General features: G+C 64.6%; 21 protein-coding genes and 1 tRNA gene. 5 read left to right on the forward strand and 17 right to left on the reverse strand.

Annotated elements, in window-relative coordinates; translation table 11 throughout:
• Window positions 1-694 (reverse strand): transporter family protein (locus DYI24_RS05100; RefSeq protein ID WP_246701159.1); only part of this gene is annotated, 694 nt, incomplete at its 3' end.
• 377 nt (window positions 695-1,071) lie between these two features.
• Window positions 1,072-1,620 carry a cysteine hydrolase family protein gene (locus tag DYI24_RS05105; RefSeq protein WP_164571487.1) on the reverse strand — a complete coding sequence of 183 codons (549 nt, stop codon included), beginning with the start codon at window positions 1,618-1,620 and terminating at the stop codon, window positions 1,072-1,074.
• 105 nt (window positions 1,621-1,725) lie between these two features.
• Between DYI24_RS05105 and DYI24_RS05110 the strand changes: the two genes are divergently transcribed.
• Both DYI24_RS05110 and DYI24_RS05115 read left to right on the forward strand, forming a co-directional pair.
• Entirely contained in the window at window positions 1,726-2,751 is a 1,026-nt protein-coding gene (locus tag DYI24_RS05110) for a GlxA family transcriptional regulator (RefSeq protein ID WP_164571488.1), read from the forward strand.
• A 152-nt stretch (window positions 2,752-2,903) separates the two neighbouring features.
• Complete coding sequence (locus DYI24_RS05115; protein WP_107344345.1) at window positions 2,904-3,125, forward strand: hypothetical protein; 222 nt, start codon at window positions 2,904-2,906, stop codon at window positions 3,123-3,125.
• 20 nt (window positions 3,126-3,145) lie between these two features.
• Here DYI24_RS05115 and modB read toward each other — a convergent pair whose 3' ends face one another.
• Both modB and modA read right to left on the reverse strand, forming a co-directional pair.
• A complete protein-coding gene (modB, locus tag DYI24_RS05120) occupies window positions 3,146-3,841 on the reverse strand; it encodes a molybdate ABC transporter permease subunit (protein ID WP_164571489.1) in 696 nt (231 codons plus the stop codon).
• A 6-nt stretch (window positions 3,842-3,847) separates the two neighbouring features.
• Window positions 3,848-4,573: a molybdate ABC transporter substrate-binding protein gene (gene modA, locus DYI24_RS05125; RefSeq protein ID WP_164571490.1), complete on the reverse strand. Its 726-nt coding sequence runs from the start codon at window positions 4,571-4,573 to the stop codon at window positions 3,848-3,850.
• A 102-nt stretch (window positions 4,574-4,675) separates the two neighbouring features.
• On the opposite strand from modA, the gene DYI24_RS05130 reads away from it, so the two are divergent.
• Entirely contained in the window at window positions 4,676-5,620 is a 945-nt protein-coding gene (locus DYI24_RS05130; RefSeq protein WP_164571491.1) for an ABC transporter ATP-binding protein, read from the forward strand.
• Between the two features lie 304 nt (window positions 5,621-5,924).
• On the opposite strand, the gene DYI24_RS05135 is transcribed toward DYI24_RS05130, so the two are convergent.
• The 10 genes from DYI24_RS05135 to DYI24_RS05180 all read right to left on the reverse strand — a co-directional run bounded on the left by DYI24_RS05135 (window position 5,925) and on the right by DYI24_RS05180 (window position 16,032).
• Window positions 5,925-6,686, reverse strand: a complete 762-nt coding sequence (locus DYI24_RS05135; protein ID WP_164571492.1) for an SDR family NAD(P)-dependent oxidoreductase — start codon at window positions 6,684-6,686, stop codon at window positions 5,925-5,927.
• Between the two features lie 15 nt (window positions 6,687-6,701).
• Entirely contained in the window at window positions 6,702-8,441 is a 1,740-nt protein-coding gene (locus tag DYI24_RS05140; RefSeq protein WP_164571493.1) for a nitrilase-related carbon-nitrogen hydrolase, read from the reverse strand.
• Window positions 8,442-8,455: 14 nt separating this feature from the next.
• Window positions 8,456-9,445 carry an acetamidase/formamidase family protein gene (locus tag DYI24_RS05145; RefSeq protein WP_164571494.1) on the reverse strand — a complete coding sequence of 330 codons (990 nt, stop codon included), beginning with the start codon at window positions 9,443-9,445 and terminating at the stop codon, window positions 8,456-8,458.
• A gap of 25 nt (window positions 9,446-9,470) precedes the next feature.
• Window positions 9,471-10,184, reverse strand: a complete 714-nt coding sequence (locus DYI24_RS05150) for an ABC transporter ATP-binding protein (RefSeq protein WP_164571495.1) — start codon at window positions 10,182-10,184, stop codon at window positions 9,471-9,473.
• Window positions 10,177-10,899: an ABC transporter ATP-binding protein gene (locus DYI24_RS05155; RefSeq protein ID WP_011157964.1), complete on the reverse strand. Its 723-nt coding sequence runs from the start codon at window positions 10,897-10,899 to the stop codon at window positions 10,177-10,179. Before DYI24_RS05155 ends, DYI24_RS05150 begins: the two co-directional genes overlap by 8 nt.
• On the reverse strand, window positions 10,899-11,963 hold the full coding sequence (locus DYI24_RS05160; protein ID WP_164571496.1) for a branched-chain amino acid ABC transporter permease: 1,065 nt from the start codon (window positions 11,961-11,963) through the stop codon (window positions 10,899-10,901). Before DYI24_RS05160 ends, DYI24_RS05155 begins: the two co-directional genes overlap by 1 nt.
• A gap of 11 nt (window positions 11,964-11,974) precedes the next feature.
• Window positions 11,975-12,847 (reverse strand): ABC transporter permease subunit, encoded by an 873-nt coding sequence (locus DYI24_RS05165; RefSeq protein WP_164571497.1) that lies wholly within the window; start codon window positions 12,845-12,847, stop codon window positions 11,975-11,977.
• Window positions 12,848-12,962: 115 nt separating this feature from the next.
• Window positions 12,963-14,201 carry an urea ABC transporter substrate-binding protein gene (locus DYI24_RS05170; protein WP_164571498.1) on the reverse strand — a complete coding sequence of 413 codons (1,239 nt, stop codon included), beginning with the start codon at window positions 14,199-14,201 and terminating at the stop codon, window positions 12,963-12,965.
• A gap of 11 nt (window positions 14,202-14,212) precedes the next feature.
• On the reverse strand, window positions 14,213-14,878 hold the full coding sequence (locus DYI24_RS05175; protein WP_164571499.1) for an ANTAR domain-containing response regulator: 666 nt from the start codon (window positions 14,876-14,878) through the stop codon (window positions 14,213-14,215).
• Window positions 14,875-16,032, reverse strand: a complete 1,158-nt coding sequence (locus DYI24_RS05180) for a transporter substrate-binding domain-containing protein (RefSeq protein ID WP_164571500.1) — start codon at window positions 16,030-16,032, stop codon at window positions 14,875-14,877. The genes DYI24_RS05175 and DYI24_RS05180 overlap by 4 nt, the downstream gene beginning before the upstream one ends.
• Before the next feature lie 395 nt (window positions 16,033-16,427).
• Between DYI24_RS05180 and DYI24_RS05185 the strand changes: the two genes are divergently transcribed.
• Window positions 16,428-16,763: a GrlR family regulatory protein gene (locus DYI24_RS05185; RefSeq protein ID WP_107344334.1), complete on the forward strand. Its 336-nt coding sequence runs from the start codon at window positions 16,428-16,430 to the stop codon at window positions 16,761-16,763.
• Window positions 16,764-17,260: 497 nt separating this feature from the next.
• Here the strand turns inward: DYI24_RS05185 and draG are convergent, their stop codons facing one another.
• The 3 genes from draG to DYI24_RS05200 form a co-directional block, all read right to left on the reverse strand.
• The gene (gene draG / locus DYI24_RS05190) at window positions 17,261-18,151 is read right to left on the reverse strand and encodes an ADP-ribosyl-[dinitrogen reductase] hydrolase (RefSeq protein ID WP_164571501.1); all 891 of its coding nucleotides are present in this window, start codon (window positions 18,149-18,151) and stop codon (window positions 17,261-17,263) included.
• Between the two features lie 11 nt (window positions 18,152-18,162).
• Window positions 18,163-18,921, reverse strand: a complete 759-nt coding sequence (locus DYI24_RS05195; RefSeq protein WP_205523375.1) for an NAD(+)--dinitrogen-reductase ADP-D-ribosyltransferase — start codon at window positions 18,919-18,921, stop codon at window positions 18,163-18,165.
• A gap of 185 nt (window positions 18,922-19,106) precedes the next feature.
• Entirely contained in the window at window positions 19,107-20,111 is a 1,005-nt protein-coding gene (locus DYI24_RS05200) for an AraC family transcriptional regulator (RefSeq protein WP_164571503.1), read from the reverse strand.
• A 300-nt stretch (window positions 20,112-20,411) separates the two neighbouring features.
• Here DYI24_RS05200 and DYI24_RS05205 point away from each other — a divergent pair.
• A tRNA-Ser gene (locus DYI24_RS05205) sits at window positions 20,412-20,501 on the forward strand.
• Window positions 20,502-20,830: the final 329 nt, after the last annotated feature.

Below are 20,830 nucleotides of genomic sequence, written 5' to 3' on the forward strand. Positions count from 1 at the left end.
GGCTCTGCTGGTTGCCGTACAGCCCGCCTGCGGTGCGGAACGGCGACGGCGAACCGAGATCGGTCGAGCCGTAGCCGACCAGGCCGACCTCCCACTTGTTGAAGTGCTTGGAGACCGAGAAATCGATCTGCGCCGTATCCGGCTGGATGCTCACGCCGGTGGCGCGATCGCTGCCGCTGCTCGAATAGGTGAAGTTGGCGGTCGCGCTCCAGGTGTCGCGGTTGTAGGCGACGGTCGCCAACTCCAGGAAGGTCCAGTAATTGCCGCCGAGGTTAAGCGTGTTGCCGAGGGTGGTGTTCACCGGTGCGAACGCGCCGACATAGTTGGCAAAGCCCCAGCCGCCGCCGAGATCCCACGCCAGACCGACCAGCCCCGCCGGATTATAGAAATCCCGCCAAGCGGCACTGGTCGGGCTATTCGGATTGACGCTGACCGTCAGCTCCGGAAAGATTCCGAGGATTTCGAGCCGCCCGCCGAGGATCGTCACCGGCGTCGACCACGCCACCACCGGAATGTTCACGCCGGCATCGATCGTCGGGGCGGCAAACCGCGACGAACGTTCGAAATAAGTCGCGGTATTGATGAGGTACACGCCCTCCGGCAGCGGCGCGCCTAGCGCGATACCTGCGGTCCACCCCGCCGGGCTCACCGGATCGGCCGACGCGCCACCGGGAAGTGCGACCGCTGCTGCCATCGCGACGGCCGCCAATCGCGCGAGAAAACGAACAGGTTTGAAAATCAATTCGACGTTCGACATGATGCCCCCAATCATCCGCTGGCGGCTCACATGAATGCCCCATGACGCCGCCACCGATTGATTGGGAGATTAGTCGATCTCCCTCGCCCGCCCATTCCAAAGATAAATGACAGCGGGAACGTCCGTTGCTGCTGACCGTGCAGCAGACAACGGTTTCATTCTCGGTCGCGAACTAATTGGTATCAGTACACGGACAGCCCATCAACGGACGGCGAGTCGTCTCATCACGCGATGCTGCGGGGGACGCCAAAGCACCCTCGGCGTAAGCACGGCGTTTATTCGGTCGTCATTCCGTCAAGCCGACCACATCCGCATCAGAGCTGCAATTGCTCATCGGTGGCAACGATTGCCGCGTAGCTGGAATCGAGCGCGGCGAGAAAGGCCGCCTGCACCTGCGCGGCGGGCACATGAACGCCCCCGAACTCCAGATCGCGGGTCGCGATCGCATCATGCACCACCGTCACCGTGTAACCGAGATCTGCCGCGGCGCGCGCCGTGGCGTCGATGCACATGTGGCTCATTGCGCCACAGATCACCACGTCGGTGATGCCTTTGGCGATCAGCTGCGCATTGAGATCGGTCTCCAGAAACGAGTTCGGCCGATGCTTCACCACCACGGGTTCGCCCTCGAGGTTCTGGACTGCGGGATTGATCTCGACCCCTGGGGTGCCTTTGACGAAGAACGGCGCCTCGGCCGAGGCGAACACGTGCTGGACGTGGACGACGAACTCTTCTTTGGCCCGTGCGGTCCGCAGCAGCCGGGCCGCATTCTCGGCCGCTGGGACGATATTGGTCAGCTCGAACTTTCCGTTCGGAAAGTAGTCGTTCTGCAGATCGACGATCACCAGTGCGCGCTTGGTCATGAGAACCTCCCTTGAGCGCCGTTGCGGCGCCGATGGCTGCACGCTAGGTGAAAGACACGCCGCTCAGGATGGGCGGACCCGACAAATCGAGGGGCGAATCCGACAATGGCCCGCGCATCGTCGCCGCCGGAAATCGGCCTGGTGCTGTACCCCGGGGTGCAGCGCGCCAGCGTCGACGGACTGACCGATCTGCTCACCATCGCCGATCGCAATGCACGGCAGCGTCTTGGCCAGACGACGCCGCTCCTCCGCATCAGCCACCTCGCCTATGACAACGCGCAGGATCGCATCGTCCGCGTGTTCGACAGTCTGCCGGCTGAGGACGGTGATCCGACGATCCTGGTGCTGTTGCCGAGCCTGGAGAAGCCGGCAGAAACGCCTCAGGCCGGCGGCCTGGTGGACTATCTGAAATCCCGCCATCAGGACGGCACGGTGCTCGCTTCGGTGTGCGCCGGCACGTTCCTGCTCGCCGCGACCGGCGTACTGGCAGGCCGCGTCGCCACCACCCACTGGTCCTATGCCGAAGCACTCGCCGAGCGGTTCGCGGACATCCGCGTCGATACCGACAAGCTGATCATCGACGACGGCGACATCATCACCGCCGGCGGCATGATGGCCTGGACCGATATGGGCCTCACTTTGATCGAGCGGCTGCTCGGTCCGGCGACGATGATCGAGACGGCACGCAGCTTCATCATCGATCCGCCCGGCCGCGACCAGCGTGCCTACAGCGTGTTCTTGCCGCGGCTCCGGCACGGCGACGCCGCGATCCTCAAGGTGCAGCATTGGCTGCAGCGGATCGATCTGCCGGAGGTGACCGTCGCGGCAATGGCCGAGCATGCGCGGCTCGAACCCCGCACGTTTCAGCGCCGGTTTCAACGCGCCACCGGGTTCGCACCGCTAGCCTATTGCCAGAACCTGCGGATCGGCCGCGCCCGCGTGATGCTGGAAAGCACGACGCTGCCGATCGACCAGATCGCCTGGCAATGCGGATACAAAGATCCCAAATCGTTTCGCAAGGTATTCGCCAAGATCGCCGGCCTGTCACCGGGGCAGTACCGGCAAAGGTTTTCTGCGGCACGCCAGGAGCCCGCGCCGCGCCAGCGTAACGTGCCGGCACATGCGGGGTGAACATCGCTGCCCCGCTCGCCCGTCCTTGGATCAAATGATAGGATTAGCCTTGTCAGTTCCGCCTACAGTCCCGAGTCGTTCCGTGTCGGGAACAGTAGAGAACATGGGACGTCGCAGCCGCCAGGGCGCAGCTCCGTCCGTCAGGAGGTCCATTGCCCTACCGAGCCTTTCTCGCCCGCATCCGGCAGTTCTTCGACGGCCCGGATGAGCACCTCGATCTGATCGCCGACGGTCTCGCCGGCGGCCGGTTGCGTCAGCCTGCGACGCCGATGACCGATCAGGAACTGGCAGAGGCGATCCGCGAGTTCAAGAAAGCACCGCCATCGGCCGACTCGCTGAAGAAGCTGGAAGCCAAGCTGTCGCGCGAGGATTAGTCCTCCCCCCGCGGTGCCGCTCAATGCGGGATCGGTCGCGACGCCCGCCGCAGCACCGCAAACACGATCAGCGACACCACGCCGAGCAGCGCCGACAGCACCGCGGCGCGGCCGTACTCACCGTTGAACACCGCGTTGTAGACCTCGAGCGAGATCGTGTTGGTCTTGCCGACGATGTTGCCCCCGAGCATCAAAGTGATGCCGACCTCGCCGAGTGATCGCGCGGTCCCGAGCACCAGGCCGGCGACGATCGCCCCGCGGATGTTCGGCAGGATCACGAACAAGAACGTCTCGAATTCGTTGCGGCCGAGCGTGCGCGATGCCTCGCCGAGGCTGCGGGAGACGCTGGCGATCGCCGCCTCGATCGGCTTCACCACCAACGGCAGGCCGGCGATCACCGAGGCCAGCAGGACGCCCTCCACCGAGAACACAAAGCTGAAGCCGAAGCTGGCGTCGAGCCACTGCCCGACCGGGCTGCGGCGTCCGAGCAGCAGAAGTAGGAAGAAGCCGAGCGCGATCGGCGGAAACACCAGCGGGATCGTCACCACCGCGTCGAGCACGGTGCGGCCCGGCCACGATCGCTGCGCCAGCGCCCAGCCGAGCAGCGTGCCGAGCACGATGTGCAGCACCAGCGTCGCTGCGGCGATTTTCAGTGATAGCAGCGCGGGCGCGATCAGCGCCGGATCGCGCAGCGCCTCGATCGCGGCAGCGAGCATCGCGGCCTACAGCCCGTAGCGCTGCAGGATGGTGCGAGCCTGTTCGGTGCCGAGGAACTGCACGAAACCCTCGGCCACCTTCGCGGCCGGGGCCCGCACGCCGCAGACGATCTCGGCCGGATCGTACAGCTTGCTGTCGACCGCGACATAGCCGCCGATGTTGCCTGCCGCGCCGATCGCATCGGTGGCGTTGATGAAGCCGGCATCGACCTCGCCGCTGGCGACGTAGCTCGTTACCTGCGGCACGGTGGCGACCGGCACCAGGCGGGCATCGATCGTTGCGGCCAGCCCGCTGCGCTCGAGAAACTGCCGGCCAGCCTTGCCATAGACGGCGCTAGCTTGATCCGGAATGCCGATCCGCTTGAAATCGGGGGCCGCGAGATCCTCCGGCTTCACGAGCGTCAGGCCCTTGCGGTAGGCGATCACCAGCCGGCCGAGGCCGAGCGGCGCGATCTGCGCAATGCCGAGATCCTTGGCCTTTTCCAGAACAGCCTTGTCGCCGCAAACCAGAGCAACCTGAGTGCTTTCGCGCGCCTGCGCCAGCACCTGCCCCATGTGGCCGTACACCTGCAGAAGCTTGTCGCCCGACTGATTTTCATAGGCAGCGGCCAGTTCGGCGATCGGCCGCCGATAGCCTGCACCCGCGGCCAGCGTCGTTTCATCCGCAAACGCCGGCGCCGCGAACGACACCAGGGCCACGCCCATCACCGCCGATCTGATCGACCACACCATTCCAAACCCCTCGCCCTTGCATCCGCTCGCCGAACTCTGGCTAGCAGAGGCAGCGATCGTTGTATATTTCACTATACAACGATCCCGCTAGGCAGACAGGCAATGGAGAATGGGACGGACGACATCGCGCTCCGCGTCCGCACACCGCTGAGCGGGCCGGCGGGACCGTTCTGGCTCGACGTCGACTTGAGGATCGCGCTGGGCTCGCTGGTGGCGATCACCGGTCCTTCGGGTGCCGGCAAAACCACCCTGCTCAGGGCTGCGGCCGGCTTGGCGCGACCCGCAGAGGCCTGCATCCGCGTCAGCCGAACGCTGTGGAGCGACAGCGCGGCGCGCGTGAACGTGCCGACGCGAAAGCGCTCGATCGGGCTGGTGTTTCAGGACTACGCGCTGTTTCCGAACATGACGGTGCGCGGCAATGTCGACTATGCGATCGGATCACGCACCCATCGTGATGAGGTCGACGAGCTGCTGCAACTGGTCGAGCTCGAGGGGCTGGCCGACGCCATGCCGGACCGGCTGTCGGGCGGACAGAAGCAGAGGCTGGCGCTGATCCGCGCACTGGCGCGGCGGCCGTCATTGCTGATGCTGGACGAGCCGCTGTCGGCGCTCGATCCGGCGATGCGGCGCAAGCTGCAGGACGATCTGCTCCGGCTGCATCGCCGCTTCGGCACCACCACCCTGCTGGTCAGCCACGACGCATCCGAGATCCTTCGCCTCGCCGACCGCGTCGTCCGGATCGAGCACGGCCGCGTGGTGTTCGACGGCGGGCCAGCGGAGTCGCTGGTCGCCGCGCCGGGCCGCGATCCATTCGTCCTCACCGGCATCTACCTCGGCGAGCGCGACGCGAGCGGCGTCTGCACGGTGCTGGTCGACGGCCGCAAGTTGCGGCTGCGCTTGTCCGAAGCAAGCGAGCTCGGCATTGGCGATCCGGTAACGCTACGGATCGATCAGGCCGTGGTGCAGCGCTCCTCGCGGGCGCCTGATACGCAGCTCAAGGCTTGTCCGGCTTCGGCGGTTGCCGCGGCTGAGCTTCCTCGCACTTGACGACGATCTTAAACACACCGCCGCATTGCGGGCACGCGTAGTCGCGAAGCTCGTAGCCTTCCACAAGTGGGCGCGCGCGCAGCAATTCCGTCGCAGATCGACAGACCGCGCAGTTACTGCTGCTACTCGACACCGCGCCCCCCACCACCCGAAACGCGGCTGTATAGCCTGATCCACACGCCGCGTCGCAACTGATCAGCACGCGGCGCATCGTTATTTGGGCGCGCTCACCCCGCAAAGGTATTTGGTAACAGCGTCATTCCATGATGCAGAATGAAATGAGCTCAGCATGACGTGCAGCACCTCAGAACTGCACGCCACGGGTGAGCGCGCCATCGACCACAACATTGGTGCCGGTGATGAAGCTGGCGGCACGGCTGGCGAGAAACACCACGGCATTCGCCATCTCCTGCGGCGTGCCCATCCGGCCGGTCGGGTTGAGCGCGAGCGCGGTGTTGTAGAGATCGGGGTTGCCGTTCTTGATCTGCTCCCAGACGCCACCCTCGAAGTACGTATTCCCGGGCGAGACGGTGTTGGCGCGGATGCCCTTGCCGGCGAGCTGATAAGCAAGACCCTGGGTGTAGTGAATGATCGCCGCCTTGAAGGTGCCGTAGGGCCCGGCGGCAAAATCGATCTCCCGCCCCGAGACGCTCGAGACGGTGACGATCGCCGGCTGCTGGCTCTGTTCGAGAAACGGCATCGCGGCGTCGACCAGCCGCACCGTGCCCATCATGTCAGTGGCAAAGCCTTTCGCCCAGCTCTCTTCGTCCGAGCCGATCGCCAGCGCGCTGACATTGGCGACCACCACATCGATGCCGCCGAGTTTGGCCGCCATGTCGGCAACCCACGCCTTCAACCCCGGGCCATCGGACACGTCGACGGCACTGCCGAACGCCGACACGCCGTTCGCCTTCAGCGCAGCGACCGCGCTCTCGACCTCGGCTGCATTGCGCGCACATAGACCGACATGCGCACCTTCCGCCGCGAACGTCTCGGCGATCGCGCGGCCGATACCTTTGGTGGCACCGGTGACGAGTACCTTGGCGCCCTTCAATCCCAGATCCATGCTCGCTCCCCTTGGTTAGTAGTTGCCGGCCATAGCCTGCACCAGCGGCCGGTAGCTGTGCGGCATTCGCATCGCCACCAGATCCTTCCGCCGCACCACGTTGGTCGGATACACGCTGTCGAGATTGGAGGTGTCGATCGTCGCGGTGGCAACGCCCTCCTCGCTCCCGATCAGCGCCTCACGGCGCGGAAATTCGAACGTATCCGGCCCGAACACGCCGCTCAGTCCCGGATAGCCGCGCGCCATATCCGCCACATTAGCGAACGCGAAGAACACATTGTTTTCGCCAGCGCGGACGCGGAAGTGATGCCAGTGATGCGGATCGGCACCGGTCGGGATCGGTGCCGGCTGTTGGACGCTCGTCCCCGCATGAGGCGTGCTGAACCGCGTCGTAATCGCGGCCGGGCACGCGATGATGTCGCAGCCGCGCAGCGCCAGCACGCGGCCGGCTTCGGGAAATATCGCGTCGTGGCCGATCAGCAGACCGACGCGGCCGAGCGGCGTATCGGTCACGACGAAGCTATCGCCGGGCTGCGCCCAGCTCCGTTCGTCTTCGGTCAGATGGGTCTTGCGATAGGTCGTGAGGCTGCCGTCCGGCGCGACCAGCACCGCGCTGTTGTAGAAGATTTCGCCGTCGCGCTCGGCGAGACCGCAGACGAGATACAGCGACAGCTTGCCCGCGAGCGCCGCAAGCCGGTCGGTAGCGGCGCTCGGCACAGAGATCGCAAGCCCCTTCGGATCGCCAACCCCAGTCAGGCTCAGCTCGGGAAACACCACCATCTCGGCGCCGTCCGCCCTCGCCTGGCGCGCCAGCGTCTCGATCCGATCGAGATTGGCATTGACGTCGCCGCTCGGGGCGAACTGCGCGGCGCTGAGCTTGGAGCGCTTGCCCTTCGGCCACGCCTCGTGGCCGTACAAGCCGAAAAAGTCGTACGGATTCCAGCTGAAGGTGCCGGTCAGCAGTTCGGGATATAGCTCCGGCCGCCGCTGCCGGAACACCGCCTCGCCGCCGATCCGCCGCGCACGGGCCGCTTCGAGGTCAATGTCGGCGAAGGCAACACCATCGCCGCCATCGATCACCGCAGCGATGCCGCCATCCGGCGCAATCACGCAGCTTCCGCCGGAGAACTGCACGGTGCGCTCCAGCCCCCAGCGGTTGCTCTCGATCACGTAGCACGAATTCTCGAACGCCCGGCTGATCCAGTATGGCGCCGGGGTACGCTCCGCCAGCCAATTGGAGATGTGGCAGATGATGTCGGCGCCGCCCAGCGCCATCAGCCGCGCGGTCTCGACGAAATGGATGTCCATGCAGATCAGCAGCGCGATCCGCCCGATCGGCGTGTCGAACACCTGATTGTGCAGATCGCCCGCGGCCGACCATTTCGGCTCGGAGATATAGGGATGCGTCTTGCGGTGACGCCCGATCAATCCCTCCGGGCCGATCAGGACGGCGGAATTATAGTAGATACCGTCCTCATCGACTTCCGGAAGGCCGATGACGATGTAGCAATCGTGCTTGCGCGCCAGTTCGGCGAAACGCGCCGTGGTCGCCCCTGGGATCGGCTCGACGAACGGCGCCACCTCGGCGCGGTCGTACCAGCAATAGCCGGTGGTGCCCATCTCCGGGGTGACGATCAGTTTGGCGCCTCCCACCGCCGCCTCCTCGCACAGCTCGAGCAGGCGCGCGATGTTGCGCTCCTTCTCGGCCATGATCGGCTCGAACTGGACGGTAGCGACCTTCAGCAGCTGCGACATCGCCGTCGCTCCCCTCACACCAGGAACGACTTCTTGATCGACGCTCCGAGCGTGTACTTCGGATCGACCATGTTGCCGAGCCGGACGCGGCCGGCCTGCGTCAGCAGCATATAGGCGTCGATCTCGTCGAAGCCGTAATCCGCCGCCATCCAACGGCACAGCTCGCGATAGGCGATGCGGGCGGCATCCTCCATCGGCCGCGCCGAACCGATCGTCATGATGAAGTCCTTGGTTTCCAGCCGCGGCCAGTGGATCGGCCAGCCCTTGATCAGATCGATCTGCACCGTGGTGACAGTTGGATGCTCGATCGCAACGCCGCAGAGTTCGCCGTCGCCCTGCGCGGCGTGGCAGTCGCCGAGATACAAAAGCGCGCCCGCGGTGTTGACCGGCAGATAGATGATGGCGCCGACGCCGACATCGGGCAGATCCATGTTACCGCCGTAGTAGTCCGGAACCAGCGACGAGATCGCTTCGATCTCCGGCGAGGTCCCGATCGTGCCGATGAAAGGCTCATACGGCAGCGTAATCTTGTCATTCCATTTGGTGCCGTGCTCGGCGGTGATTTCGAGCTTCTTGACCCGCTCCGGCAGCGGCGCGTTCAGCAGCGCGGTGTTGCCGGTGCCGACCAGGCCGCCGAATTCGGGCATCACCACCGTGGTGCCCCGCGGCTGCGGGCCGCGCGGCACGATGCTCTCGATGTACACCGCCAGCGTGTCGCCCTTTTCGGCGCCATTGACCCAGATCGGGCCGTTCTGCGGATTGAGGAACGGGAAGTTCAGGATCTTGGACGGAACGTCGGTCTCGCTCTTGATCGCGCCTTCAAACGCATCATGCGTTTCGGCAGCCACCACCGCGCCGGGATCGACGGTCAGGACCTTGTCGAAATAAGGCCCATAGACGTAGTGATACTTGCCCTGCTGCGCCTCGGTGAGCGTGTGGGTCGCGCCGCGAACGCCCTTGGCGACGCCCTTGCGCGCCATGATCGATTCAGTCTGCCAGGCCATGTTGGTCTCCTTGGTTGAAATCAGCTCACACCGCGAGGTGGCGGCGCATTTCGGCCTCGTCGTCGAGCGCGGCGCGGTCGAGGTCGGCAACGATCCGGCCCTTGTCCATGACGTAGCAGCGCTGGGCCATCGCCCGGATCATGTCGAGGTTCTGCTCGACCAGGATGATGGTGACGCCGGTCTTGGCGTTCAGCGCGACCATGTCGCGGGCGATGTCCTGGACGATGTTAGGCTGAATGCCCTCGGACGGTTCGTCGAGCAGGATCAGCTCGGGATCCGCCACCAGCACACGCCCGATCGCAAGCTGCTGCTGCTGACCGCCGGACATCGTGCCGGCGCGCTGGCTCCAACGCTCACCGAGGATTGGAAACGTCTCGACAACCTCGCGGCGCTGCTGCTCGGTGAGCCGCCCCTTGATAGAGGCGCCGACTGCGATGTTTTCGGCAACGCTGAGCCGCGGAAACACATCGCGGCCCTGCGGCACATAACCAATGCCGAGCCGCGCGCGCTTGAACGCCGGCAGATGCTCGATCGGTTCGCCGCGAAACACAATCGAGCCGTCCATAGCCGGGATCAGCCCGATCAGGCTCTTCATCAGCGTCGACTTGCCGACGCCGTTGCGGCCGATCACCGCGATGATCTCGCCTTCCCGGACCTCGATCTCGAGGCCTTGCAGCACCGGCTTGCCGCCATAGCCAGCCCGCAGTCCCACGGTGTTGAGGATGACTTCCTTACGCATGGTGATGAGCCTGCCCGAGATAGATCGCCGCGACCCGCTCGTCGGCGACGATGTCGTCGATCGAGCCCTGTGCGAACACCTGACCGAGATGCAGCACGGTGACGCGCTGCGCGACCTGGCGGACGAACGCCATGTCGTGCTCGATCGCCAGCACCGTCATGCCTCCGGCATTGAGCCGCTTGACCATTTCGCCGGTCTGGAACGTCTCTTCCGGCGACATCCCCGCAGTAGGCTCGTCGAGCAGCAGCATCCGCGGCTTCAGGCTGGTGGCCATACCGATCTCCAGCCACTGCTTCTGACCGTGGCTGAGATTGCCCGCGGTCTGCTTCTGCTCGGCTTCGAGGCCGAGAAACGCCAGCAGCCGATCGATCTCCTGATCGAGCTCGGCGCCGTGCCGCGTCCGCTGCAGCGCGATCTCGAGGTTCTGCCGCACGGACAGCCCCTTGAACACGCCCGGCACCTGAAACTTCACCGAGAGCCCGCGCGCGATCCGCGCGAACGACTTGAGCGCGGTGATGTTCTCGCCCGCGAAGAAGATCTCACCGGAGCCGGGCGCGTATTCGCCGAGGATCAGCCGGAACAGCGTGCTCTTGCCGGCACCGTTGGGGCCGATCAGGCAGTGGATCTCGCCGGTCTCGAACGACAGATTCACCTGGTTGGTGACGTGCAGGCCGCCGAAATGCTTGTTCAGGCCGCGGAGTTGCAGCAGCGCCATCAGTTCCGTCCTCCCTTGGCGCGGGCGACGAGCCGGCCGATCACGTTCATTGCTCCCAGCACCAGACCGTTCGGCGCGATCAACACGGTGAGCACCAGCAGAAGCCCCATCACCACCAGCGCGTATTGGCTGCCGTAGATCGTCAGGGCCTGGAAACCGGCGAGCACCACCAGCGTGCCGACCAGCGTCGAGGTCAGATCACTGCGCCCCCCGACCGCGACCCAGATAAGCGGCAGCGCCGCCGACGTCATGCCCATGCTCGACGGCGTGATGTACTGGCCCCAGGCGGTGTAGAGCACGCCCGACAGCCCGGCGAGCCCGGCGCCGATCACGAAATTGATGAGCTGATACTTGCGGATGTCGTAGCCGAGCATTTCGGCGCGTTCCGGATTCTCCCGGATCGCCACGATGACGTTGCCAAACGACGAGTTCACCAGGATACGCAGGCCGAGATAGACCACGACCACCAACGCCAGGATCAGGTAGTACAGCCCGACATCGGCGAACAGCACGATCGGCCCGTCGAACCACGGGATGGTGATCGGCGGCATTCCGCTCATGCCGTTGAAGCCGTTCAGCCGCGCGGCGCCGATCCGCCATTCCGGTCCGGCGGTCTGGGCCATGAACCGCTCCAGCATCAACGTCACGGCAAGCGTGACGATGCCGAGGAACACGCCTTCGATCCGGCCGAAGAACATGAAGTAGCCGAGCAGCAGCGCCACCACCGCGGCGATCGCGATCGCTGCCAGCACCGCGACTAGGGTGAAACCGTACGCCGCGCCGAAGTTCAGCGTCAGGATGCCGTAGCTGTAGCCGGCGATGCCGAAGAATGCGGTCTGGCCGAACGACAGTGCACCGCCGTAGCCCCAGATCAGGCACAGGCTGAGCGCAATGAACACCCAGACGAAGAAGTACGCGGTATTGCCGACGGTGTAGCCGTCGCTGAACATCGGATAGGCGAGCGCGCCGAACAGTGCCAGCACGAACACCGACCAGAACAGCTTGCCGCGGCCTTTGGTCTGGGGGCCTTCGAGCCGGCGGAAGAGAGAGATCAATCCGTTCACCCTCGCCTCCCTCAGGTCCGTTCGCGCAGCAGGAAGCCGGAGATGCCTTTCGGCAGCACCCGGACCACGATGATCACCGCGACCAAGAGGCCGATCTGGCCAAACAACTGCCCCTGCCAGGAGGTCATCGCCGACTTCACCACCGCGAGGACTGCGGCAGCCGGCGCGGTGCCGAGGAACACATCGGCGCCGCCGATTACCACGGTGACGAACGCCTCCATCAGGAACGTCGCGCCCATTGTCGGCACCAGCGTCATGGTCGGCGCGTAGAGCCCGCCGGCAAGCCCGGCGAGGCCGGCACCGCAGGCGAAGGTCAGGCTATAGATCCAGCGGGTGTCGACGCCGAGCGCATCCGCCATATGCGGCACCTGAATGGTGGCTCGCGCCTTCACGCCGAACGACGTCCAATTGAACAGCGCGTAGAGTGATCCGAGCACGCCGAGCGCAGCCAGGAACAGCACGATCCGATAGATCGAATACGAATAGGCGCCGACCTGAAAGCTGCCGAACGGCGTGCCGACGCCGGCCATGGTCGAGCCGATCACGATCAGCGTCCCTTGGGTCGCAATCAGGCTGAGGCCCCAGGTCGCCACGATGGTGTCGAGCGGACGTTCATACAGATGCCGCACCACCACGAACTCGACCAACATGCCCACCACCGCGGACACCAGCGCACCGGTCAGGATGGCGAGCGGCAGCGGCAACCCGGCGTGCACGGCGGTGGCGGTGACATAGGCGCCGCACATGATGAACTCGCCGTGGGCGAGATTGATGACGCCCATCATGCCGAAGATGACGGCGAGCCCGCAGGCCGACAGCACCAGGAAGGCGAAGGCGTCGGCGAATTGATACAGCGCCGCGAAGGCGAAGGTAGCGATGTCCATCTGACGTCCAGCAAGGTGGGCGTGGAAGGCCGCGGCTCCGGCGGCCCGACGAAAGTCCGTGGAGGCAGAGCAGCCGCTCCGGCGCGTCAGGGTGCGCCGGAGCGGGCCGCCGCACTTACTTGGGCGGCGGGTTCGACGGCGTGTATTGCGCCATCGGATCCTTCTTGGTCAGGTCGCAGCCGGCCTCGCCAAGCCAATACGGCTTGATGTCCGGCCAGACTTTCGGGAAGTCGATCGAGTGATCGGCATTGACGTGCGCCAGGTAGATGGTGTGCGACATGTGCTGGCTCTTCGGGTCGATGCAGACCTTACCTTCTGGCGCATCCATGCAGACGTCACCCTGCGCGATCACCTTGCGGATCTCGTCACGATTGGTCGACTTCGCCCGCTCCACCATCTGCTTGTAGAGATAGACCGCGAGATAGGAGTTCTCGGCCTCCTGATTGACGTAGGGCTCGTTCGGGAACTTCGCCTTGAACTTGGCCAGGAACGCCTTGCTCTGCGGCGAGTCGATTTCCTCGATGTAGTTGGTGGTGACGTACATGTCCTTCAGGCTCGGCGGCTTGAAGCGCTTGTGCTCGTAGCCCTGCCCGACGTTGACGGAGGACGCCATCGGCAGGTTGACGTTGGCCGAAGCAGCCTGCTCGTAATACGAAGCCTGCGCGGTGCCGACCAGCAACGTCACCACGAAGTCCGGCTTGGCCTTCTGGATGTTCTGGATGCTTTGCGAGAACTGCGACACCCCGAGCGGGATGAACTCCTCGCCGGCCATTTCGCCGCCGTGCTGCTTGACGATGTTGCGGACCCATTCGGCCGAGATCTGGCCGAAATTGTAGTCGGCGGCGAGCGTGTAGACCTTCTTGCCGTACTTCTCCATCATCCACGGGATCAGCGTCGAGAATTGCTGCTCGGGCACCGCACCGGTGACGATCATGTGGCCGTCGCAGACGCCGCCTTCATACTGGTTGTTGTAGAAGGCGAGACCATTGAGCTGATCGACGATCGGCCGATAGGCTTCGCGTGAGGCCGAAGAGAAGCCAGCGAACACCGCGTCCGCTTTGTCCCGCTGCAGCACCCGGCGCATGAACTCCTGATAGCGGGTGTTGTCGGACTGGGTGTCGTACACCACCAGTTCGAGCGGCCGGCCCATGATGCCGCCGGCCTTGTTGATCTCGTCGGCGGCGAGCTGGATGGCGTGGACCTTGCCGATCGTCGCCACCGCGAAATCGCCCGACTGATCCTCGAGCACGCCGAGCTTGATCGGCTTCTCCGCGGCGAACGCCGCACCTGACGCGAGGACAAGCGTCCCCGTGAGGACTGCTGCATGCAGTCCCCGTAATACAGTTCCGGTCATGTTGCTGTCTCCTACATCGCTCGTTTGTCGCCACGGTGCAGCGGCGGAGTGCCGGTGTGGCCAGTCGAATCGGGCGGCCTCGCCCGTCGGCTCAGCAGATCCTCGCAGTAACTCTCCAGGCTCTGCCTCACGCGCATGCTCTCCCGGCGGATCTGGTCGTAAGCGCCGTCTTCGTCGAGGCCGCTGTCCCGCATCCGCTGGACCACGGCGCGCAGCACGGCCCTGCGGCCGCGACGGCGCTCCTCGAGCGTCTGCAGGCGCTCCTGCATCCCGCCACGCAGGAGAAATTGGTTGATGCCCATGAACAGCGCCGAGTACACGGCGCCGCCGTGCACCGGCTTGCGCAGGAACGCGGTGGCACCGAGATTGACCAGTGCCTTCAGCCGACTCGGCGCCTCGACGCCGACCAGCCCGATCACCGGCACCGGCGGCAGCTGCGACAGCGGATTGAGCTCGATCGCCAGGACACCGTCGAGATCGCCGTCGACGAACAGCATGTCGCGATCAGGCACCAGCGAAGAAAGGTCAATCTGAGCCCGTCCGTCGACGATCGGGGCGATCTCGCAGCTGACGCCGAGCTTGGCCAGCGTCGGCTCCAGCGCGCCTTCCCTGCCCGTGCGCTCTATCACCACGAGCGCGCGGCCGCCCTTGAAGTTCTGAACCGGTCGGAAGGTCATGACTTCACCAGCCTCAACAATGGAGAACGCATAGCGGCGGCGAACCGCGGCGAGGTTTGCACCAGATACGGATCGGGCGCGATCGGCTCAGGCGCTTCGAGCAGCACTTCGAATTGACCGGCCGCCGTCGACCGTCCGATCCGCGGCGTCAGCCAGGCGTGATAGGTCTGCGGATCGATCCGCACCTCCCCCTGGGGAGCGATCAGGCGCTGATCGGCGACCGCCGCGCGCACTGCGCTGGCCTCATCAGTGCCGGCCTGCTGCAAAGCGGCGGCGAGCAGCTTGACCGCGATGTAGCAGGCTTCCGCATCCGCCGAAGTCGGTGGCGCATCCGGAAACTTCGTCGCGTAAGCCTGAGTGAAGGCATCGTTGGCCGCGCCTGCCAGCGAAGCGAAATACACGCTCGACGACAGATGCCCGTCGACCGCTTCGGCGCCGATTTCGGAAAGCTCCGGCTCGGCCAGGGTGCAGCTCGCCACCGGGATTTCGGCGGCCTGGTCGATGCCATGCGCCCGGCAGGCCGCACGAAACGCACGGAAGAACGCGTAGGCGCTGGTACCGATCAGATTGTTGAACACGAAATCCGGGCGCTGCTCCAGGATCGCCGCGATGGAACGATCGACGTCGGTGTCCCCGACCGGAAGATAGCGCTCCGCCAGCACCGCGCCGCCTCGCGCGATCAGCGCTTCGCGGAAGATCCGGTTGTTCTCCCACGCCCAGATGTAATTCGAGCCAATGCAGAAGGCGCGCTTGCCATGCTTGGCGGCAAGATAATCGACCAGCGGCAGCACGTGCTGGTTCGGCGAGGCGCCGGTATAGATGACGTTGTCAGAGCTCTCGAAGCCTTCGTAGTGCGACGGGTACCACAACAGGCCATCGTGCTTCTCGAAGCACGGAATCACCTCTTTGCGGCTCGACGACGTGTAACAGCCGATCACTTGCCGCACACCGGAGGCCAGCAGCTCGTGAGCCAGCGCGCGATACTGCGAAAGGTCGCCGCCGGGATTGACGATGACCGGCTCGATCTCCGGCCCATTTCCGCTAGTCGCCACCTCGCTGAGCCCGAGCATCGCGCCATTGAGCATGGTGCGCCCGACCGCCCCGTAGGAGCCGGTCGTGGAGAACATCACACCGATGCGCAGCCGCTTCGTCATGCCCGTGTCCAAAAACAAAAAGCGCCCACCGGCTGTCGAGCCGAGGGCGCTTTCGCCACCAACCAAACGCGCATCGATCTGCGCGGTGTCGGAAATGGTTCAAAACTCTTTGCGTCTCAGGGCTTAGTTGCCCAACGCTTGACGATTACGGTCGTCGAGTTCGTAGTTCAAGTCAAGCGCATTGTTGATGCGAAACCTGCCGCTTTTACCGCCCTTGTGCAGCAATTTGATGCACCGCGATCGACCGCTCCCCGGCGACTTCGCGTGCGATCAGAACGCCCTCGCCGAACCACCTCGCCTAAGCTCCCGCAGCATTTTTCAACTCCAGATGCATCCACCGCTTCTCTTACTAAACCTGGAGTGGTAGAGCACCCGCGGCGATCGCAGGGGTGGACATGACCGATCATCTTCGAGGGTTCTACAAGGCCGAGTTCGAGACGGCGCGAAAGAAGTCGCACGGCGTGATCTTTCTTCACGACGGCAAGATCCAGGGCGGCGACTCCACATTCCTGTATTCCGGCGCCTATTCGGAGAAGGGACTGACAGTGAGCGGGAATCTGCGCGGGGTACGCTACTCGTCAGATCATTCGCGGCTGTCGGTGTTCGGGATCGAGCCGTTCGAAATCATCTTCGATGGCGTCGCCAAGGATGGCTACGTCACGATCGAAGGCTACGCCCACGAGACACCCGGCCTTCCGATGAAGGCCATTTTGACCCGCGTCGACGATTGAGCTTGTTTGAACCGAGACATTTAGCGCTCCCATCGTTGGTAATTATTGACGGCCAAAATCCCGACATGCCATTCCGCTTGGTATCGGTGTAGTTATTTCTGTCGATCAGCGGCGTTTGTTCAACGTCCGCTAACGCTCCAAAGTACGAGCGCCTGCCCTTCCAACCAGTTGTTAAGTGGTGCCGGCCGAGGCTGCTCCCGCGACGACGCCAGCGGCGTCCGCGGCACAACAAAAACAAGGGTGGCAGTCATGGCATCATTCGCACAGGCGTTTCGCACCGACGACATCGATACCCACGGCGCGCTGTACTGGAGCATCTACGATTTCATCCACCAGTTCGTCGCGCTGCTGGAGATCGAACAGCGCTGATCGTCGCTGGGATCGATCCTGCAAACGGGATGATCTCGGGACGTCACTCGTCCAGATCTATATGGTCGCGAGAAAGGCTCCGCAGAGCGCGGGGCCTTTCCCATGTGCGGCAATATTTAAGCGATCCGCTACCCAGGCGCGGCGGCCGCCAATTCCAACAGCTTCGGCACCTGACCGCGGATCGCCGTGACCGTATCGCGGTCGAGCCGATCGAGCCAACGCTTCGGGATTGCGGCGAGGCCATAGGTGGCGCCGGCGAGCATTCCGGCGAGCGCGCCGGTGGTGTCGGCATCGTCGCCCTGATTGACGGTGGCGATCAGGCAATCGGCAAAGCTGCCGGTCGCGAAATAGTAGTGCAGCACGGTCCGCAGAGTGTCGACCACATAGGCGGTAGCGGGACCGCGATACGGCGTGAAACCAAAAATGCGGTGGGCGTGCACCAGATCGTCGGCGATGACGCGGGCGACGCTTTGCCCCTGCCCCGCCAGCAGTGTCTGCAACATCTTGACCAGCGCGAGCGCCGCCGCATCCGACAACGGATGATGATGCGTAATATGCGCTTGCGCGATGGTCCAGGCATTGGCCTGCTCCGGACGACCGGAGGTGGCGAGCGCCAGCGGCAGGATCCGCATCGCGGCGCCGTTGCCGGCGTCGCCTTCAAAATATGCCCCCTGCATCTCACCTGTGGTGATGTAGCGGCGGATGCCGCGGCGGCAGGTGCTGCCGACATCGACGGGGCCGGTCTTCAGCCAGGCGGCGAATTCGTCGCAGAGATCAGAAAGCTCGAGGCCGCCGCAGCGGATCAGCGAGCGGCCGAGAGCGAGCGCCATCTCGGTGTCGTCGGTGACCTGCCCCGGCTTCAGCCGCAACCAGCCGCCGCCGATGATGTCCTTGTGCACGCCGTAGCGCGCCGCGATCTCCGACTTGGTCATGAACTCGACGGTGGCGCCGAGCGCGTCGCCGATCGCAAAGCCCAGATAGGCGGCGAGCGCGCGGTCTTGCAGGCTCGGCGAGGTCATGGCGCGCCCTTTCAGAAGTAGCTCGCGGTGACGCGATAGTCGCCGCCGATCACCAGATACTCACCCTCGCCCTTCAGCGGATGGGCAGCCAGCAGCCGATTGAAGAACAGGATTTTTGCCACCGGCACCCGCACCGTCAGGATGGTGTCGCCGAAGCAATCGGCGATACCCCGGTCGGAGGTGAACGAGGTCAGGTTGTTAAGGCGGATGATGCAGTGGCGCTTGTCGAGCCGCTCGACAATCTGATGCTCATCGAAGCCGTTGACGCCGCGATACAGCGTCACATGGGTGCTACCGGTGGCGGAGAAATGCGTCAAAGCCCACTGGCAAAATTCATACAGCAGATCGAGCTGGACGAAGATCGCGTTGTTGTGGAAGCGGCTCGACATCTTCTGTTCGACATAGACGGTCCACACCGGACTGGCGATCCGCCGGATCGGCTCCTTGTGAAAGGTCGGAAACAGCCCGAACCGGCTTTCGACCCAGCCCTTCAGCACCGCGCCCTCGGCGCCGTTGCTGTCGAAACCCCAGCCCTTGATCAGATCGAGGTAGGACGAGCGGAAACGGCGGCGGCCGTCGCGGCCGCGGACGCGCTGCTCGGCGTCGATCCCGAACAGCGCCGTCATGTAGCAGGCGAACGCCTCGCCGGCTTCAGCGAGGTCGCGCGCTTGCCCAAGCATCTCGAACAGGCCGGGATTCATCTCGCGCACGCCGGCGATGTGCAGCGGCACCGGCGCGTCGTTGAAGCCGACGCCGGTGAGAAACCGCATCGGCACCCCGACGAGGTTACTGGAATGCCCGATGCTGCCGTCTTCGCTCACCTGGCCGGCTCTGCCGCTCCTGCGCCCGCCCGCGGCGCGCCCCGATCGTCCTGACGCCACATGGTTAGCGAAGACGACGCCACCTGCCTATGCGCAACTCGACGGAGCAGCCCAAGCGGCGGCCGGGGCTCCGGTCAACGCCGACGTGCCAGCGTTTCCGAGGGCAGCTCGCCGTGGCGGCGGCGATAGTCGTTGGCGAAATGGCCGAGATTGGTGAAGCCGCAGGCGAATGCCACCGAGGTGACCGAGCGGGACGGATCCCCCGACAGCAGCATCTCGCGCGCCTTGTTCAGCCGCACCGCCTTGGCGAACGCCATCGGCGAATAACCGCGGTGCTTCTGAAAGGCCTTGAACAGGCTGCGGACGCCGACATTGGTCACCGCCGCCAGATCGATGATGGTGATCGCCCGATTCCAGGACGCCTCGATGAAATCTTCAGCGACGCGGACGTAATCGGGAGCAGTATCCCGGGCGTCGCGGTCGAGCTGGCTGCTGTAATTGTGCCGGGTCACGCTCAGAAACGACACCACCAGCGCCTGCTGCATCTCCCGCAGCATGAACGGCGGCATGGCCGGAGCAGCCGGATCGACGTGGCGGGCGACATACAGAGCGAGATCGCGCAGCGCCGACGCGCCACGATCATCGCAGGACAGATGCGGCGCGAAGGTGAGCTTGCCGCGTGGCTTGACGCCGAGCAACGCCTCCAGCGTGGCTGTCAGCGTCGAAGTGGTGATCCGAAGGATCATCTGCTGGTAGTCGGGGCCGAATTCGAGCCGTGACGGTGTACCGGCCGACGATACGCACCAATGCTCGGGATCGACATCGACGCTGGACGAGCCGGACGAGGTCCGGCTGCTGCCGCGTAGCGCGATCTGCACCCGGGCGAAGTCCGTCTCGTCGAACTCGGCCACCGCCGGCGCCGCATAGGCGCAGAAGCCGAGCCCTACGCCCTCTAGCCCGACATAGCTGCCGAATCCCTCGAACCCCTCCGCCTCCGCCACAAAATCCCGCGCCCCGTAGACCGACAGCATCGCCTCGCGCATCGCTTCAGGGTCGCGGGTGTGAACCACAGGGGCACGATTGAGCGGATGATCGATCGGCTCGGCGTTCGGACGAACGTCAAAGTCGGGCTTACGCATTCCAACAAACTCACTTCCCCGGGAAACCTCGGCCCCGCGGCAAGAGACCAATTGATTAACCCTAATCCGCCCTTATCCACGGCACCGCTCAGGACCGGTACGGAACTGCTCGCAGAGCGCACCGCTTTAACCAAAGTCGGACATAGCGCCGGTCTGATCGTTGCCGTCGGCTTTCAAAAGGCGTTCAGGCAAGCCGTTGACCCCGCCAGGCAATCCACCCTAAACAAGCGCAGCGGACGCCGTCGCAACCGCTGGCCGGCGACCTCGATCCCGCCTTGCCATGACGACGGCTCCCGGTCCGGAAGGGTGGCCGAGTGGTTTAAGGCACCGGTCTTGAAAACCGGCGTGCCCGCAAGGGTACCGTGGGTTCGAATCCCACCCCTTCCGCCATAAACATTTGATTGTATTTTGTAAAATCTGTTGACGGGCGCGAACCGATTTTACAACCACGGCGAAAAGGGTTCGAACCTGCAACAATGCTGCAACAATTTTTCTGTTGCAGGAGTCCCCTCGACGCCGAGTTCGTTGGAACCGACTGGTAGCTTCGGAATCGCAGGCCGCCGGCTCCAAAAGCGACGGCGATGAAAATCCAGGGTCGCGCCATATTACCGTCATGGACTCGCAAAGCTGCGAATTAAGGATGAGAAACGGCGCGCCAGCTATCCCGACCTTGCCGCCTTCCTCCCCTTGAGGACTTCGCGGAAGCGGCGGCCGCCTCG

Source organism: Rhodopseudomonas sp. BR0C11 (genome assembly GCF_010820945.1).
Taxonomy (GTDB): domain Bacteria; phylum Pseudomonadota; class Alphaproteobacteria; order Rhizobiales; family Xanthobacteraceae; genus Rhodopseudomonas; species Rhodopseudomonas palustris_H.